The sequence below is a fragment of the Trebonia sp. genome (genome assembly GCF_049794275.1).
Taxonomy (GTDB): Bacteria; Actinomycetota; Actinomycetes; order Streptosporangiales; family Streptosporangiaceae; genus Trebonia.
Window position 1 is genome coordinate 1 of record NZ_JBARCR010000119.1, and the last position, 3,208, is coordinate 3,208.

General features: G+C 72.4%; 4 protein-coding genes. 1 reads left to right on the top strand and 3 read right to left on the bottom strand.

What is annotated here, in order from left to right:
- The 3 genes from WA805_RS03250 to WA805_RS03260 all read right to left on the bottom strand — a co-directional run.
- A partial coding sequence (locus WA805_RS03250) for an MBL fold metallo-hydrolase (protein WP_425241608.1) occupies nt 1-549 on the bottom strand: 549 nt, incomplete at its 3' end.
- Nucleotides 536-1,075, bottom strand: coding sequence for a DUF1003 domain-containing protein (locus WA805_RS03255; protein WP_422289815.1), 540 nt, complete (start codon nt 1,073-1,075; stop codon nt 536-538). The genes WA805_RS03255 and WA805_RS03250, both read right to left, overlap by 14 nt.
- On the bottom strand, nt 1,072-2,313 hold the full coding sequence (locus WA805_RS03260; RefSeq protein ID WP_422289816.1) for a magnesium transporter MgtE N-terminal domain-containing protein: 1,242 nt from the start codon (nt 2,311-2,313) through the stop codon (nt 1,072-1,074). The genes WA805_RS03255 and WA805_RS03260 overlap by 4 nt, the downstream gene beginning before the upstream one ends.
- Nucleotides 2,314-2,528: 215 nt before the next feature.
- On the opposite strand from WA805_RS03260, the gene WA805_RS03265 reads away from it, so the two are divergent.
- The coding region (locus WA805_RS03265) for an aminotransferase class I/II-fold pyridoxal phosphate-dependent enzyme (protein ID WP_425241609.1) at nt 2,529-3,208 on the top strand (680 nt) is incomplete at its 3' end.

A 3,208-nucleotide genomic window follows, 5' to 3' on the forward strand; every position in this document is an offset into this window, starting at 1 on the left:
GCGCAGGCGGCCGACGTCGGGACCGGCGATGCCGCGGGCGGCGAGCTCGTCGCGCAGCATCCGCCGCCCGTCCGGCTCGACCAGCCGGTAGCCCACAGCGGGCACCAGGTGCGACAGGGCCCGCGCCTCCAGCCGGAAGCCGTCACTCCCCGCGCCGTCCGTCCGGTCCGCCACCACTCCGTCGCCGTCCACCGGATGCTCCACCAGCGTGAGCGTGTCGTGAAACAGCGACGCGTGCCGCAGCCGCCAGAACACCTCGGCATCCGCCGCGGGGTAGTACGCCCGCACCGGGTGCGGGACTCGGTCCAGGGACATCCGCTGCAGCACGCCGGGCACCCCCAGGCAGTGGTCGCCGTGGAAGTGCGTAATAAGCACGCGGGTGACCTGGCTCGCGGTAACACCCGCGAACAGCATCTGACGCTGGGTGCCCTCCCCCGGGTCGAACAGCAGGCCCTCACCGTCCCAGCGCAGGAAGTACCCGTTGTGGTTGCGGGTTCTGGTGGGCGCCTGGCTCGCCGTGCCGAGAACGACCAGCTCACGATTCGCCACGGGACCCGGTGCCCGGGAACGAGTCGTCACCGTCGGGGAACTGCCGGTCGGCGATCATCTTGGCCATCCTGCCCATCATGTCCTCGAGGTCCGTGGTGGTCACCACGTCGGAGAGCGCGAGCCGGACGGCGGCGAGCTCGCGCGCCAGGTACTCGGTGTCGGCCTGGGTTCGCGCGGCCACCTCGCGGTCGCGCTCGATGTTGGCCCGGTCCCTGTCGTCCTGCCGGTTCTGCGCGAGCAGGATCAGCGGCGCCGCGTACGCGGCCTGGGTGGAGAAGGCGAGGTTGAGCAGGATGAACGGATACGGGTCCCAGTGGTGGAAGGCGGCGATCGAGTTGAGGATGATCCAGAAGATCACCAACACCGTCTGGCCGAACAGGAACCGGCCGGTGCCGAGGAACCGCGCGATCGCCTCCGAAAACCGCCCGAAGGCGTCCGCGTCGTACCTGGCGCCCATCGGCGCCGCGCCGCGCGGCACCGACAGGTCGCTGCGCTCGCCCAGGCGGCGCCCGGTGAACCGTGTCATCGTGTCTCGGTCCCTCCTGCCCGCCAGTCCACCGGCAGCAGCCGGTCCAGCACGTCGTCCACGGTGACGGCGCCGAGCAGCCGCCCGTCTGAGTCGCACACCGCGACGCCCATCAGGTTGTACGCCGCCAGCCGGGCAGCCAGCTCCCGCTCCGGCATTTCCGGCCGGACGAAGAGCCGCGCCTCGACGCACTCGCCGATCGACGTGGACGGCGCGCGGCGCAGCAGCCGCTGGAAACCCACGCTGCCCAGGTACAGCCCGGTCGGCGTCATCGCGGGTGGCTCGCAGACATAGACCTGCGCGGCCAGGGTGGCGGGCTGCGTCTTGTCCCTGACCCGGGCGAGCACCTCGGCTACCGGCGTGTCCGGCGTGAAGACGATCGGCTGGGAAGTCATCAGGCCGCCAGCCGTCTTCGCGTCGTAGCGCAGCAGCCGCCGCAGCTCGTCGGCCTGCACGGAGCGCATCGCGAGCAGCAGCCGTTCCCGCTGCTCGGCCGGCATCTCGGCGAGCAGGTCAGCGGCGTCGTCGGGCTGCATCTCCTCCACCACGTCCGCGCTGCGCTCGAGCTCGAGGCTGTCAAGCAGCCGGACCTGGTCCTGCTCTGGCAGCTCCTCGAGCAGGTCGGCCAGCTCCTCGTCGTCGAGGGCGGCGGCGAGCTGGCCGCGCCTGGCCGCGGGCATCTGTCCGACCGCGGCGGCCAGGTCGGCCGGCTCCATCTCGCGCAGGCTGGTGAGCTGTTCCGTGAGCGGGCCGGCGTCGAACAGCTCCCTGGCGTCCTGCCAGGGCACGATCTCCGGGCTGCGGGCGCGCAGCACCAGGCCGCGCCTGATGGCGACCGCGCTGACCTCCCAGCCGGGCCGCGGATCGCTGCGGACGATGGCGACGTCGACGACGATCCCGCCCGCGGCGTGCCGCCCGTAGAGCTCCGACGCCATGATCTCCCCGGTCCGCTGGGTGAAGGGATCCAGGTCGACCGTGCCGCCGAGCAGGTGCGCCCCGTCGAGGGACAGCTCCCCGACCCGCCCGAACCCGACGAAGATGGACCGCCGCCGCAGCGCCACCACGAGCCCGAGCGCACGGGGCGGCTCGTTCCCGACCAGGGGCAGCAACACGACATTGCTGACCCGGCCGATGAGCAGCCCGTCGCTGTCGACCAGCGGCCGCCCTTTCAGGCGCGACGTGAAGACCTGACGGGCGGTCGCGCCGCCGTCATCCGTCGCTTTCGCAGCAGAGACCACCCCCCCATTATCTGTTCCTGCGCGGCCGCCCATAACAGTCATCAGGTGCCGCTGCCCAGGAAGGGCGTCGCTAACCGACTCCCGGGATCCCCGGGCTGGCCACGGCCGGCGGTCATGGCGGCAGCCGTGGCATGATTGGCCTTATTGTGACGGTGCCAATCGATGCTCCAGTGGTGCGGAACCCAGTGGTACGGAACACAGTGCCCAGGAATACCGTGCCCAGGAATACCGTGGCCCGGATCGGCGGGCCTGCCCTCGCGGACCTGCTCGGCCGCTGGTCCGCCGCCGACGGGCCGCTGTACCGGCTGCTGGCCAGCCGGATCGGACGGCTGGCCGACACCGGGTCGCTGCCGCCAGGCACGCGGCTGCCGCCGGAACGCGAGCTCGCCGCGGTGCTTGCCGTCAGCCGCAACACCGTCGCGCTGGCCTACCAGCTGCTTCGCGACGACGGGATGGCGGAGAGCCGCCAGGGCTCGGGGACCAGGATCGTGCCGCACCGCGTCACGCCGGCAGCGGTGCACCGGGCCAACGGGTTCTTCACCGGGATGCTCGAGACCTCCGCGGTGTCGTTCGACCTGACGCTGGCGGCGGTGGACTGCGCGCCGCAGGTCGCCGCCGCGCTCGACGACCCGGCGTCGGTGCTGTCCGGCGCCGCACGGCGGGCGCTGACCGCGGGCACCGGCTACCTTCCGTACGGCCTGCCGGCGCTGCGGGCCGCCATCGCGGACATGCTCACCGCGCGGCACGGCGTGCCCACCGACCCGTCGCAGATCATCATCACGACCGGCGGCCAGCAGGCGCTCGACCTGCTGGTCAGCTGCGAGGTGGGCGCCGGGCGCGCGGCGGTGACTGAGGACCCCACGTTTCCCGGGGTGCTCGACGCGCTGCACAGAGC

Excerpts from the sequence above, each read along its gene's own strand:
- WA805_RS03255 (WP_422289815.1), bottom strand. The coding sequence starts at position 1,075 with ATGACACGGTTCACCGGGCGCCGCCTGGGCGAGCGCAGCGACCTGTCG.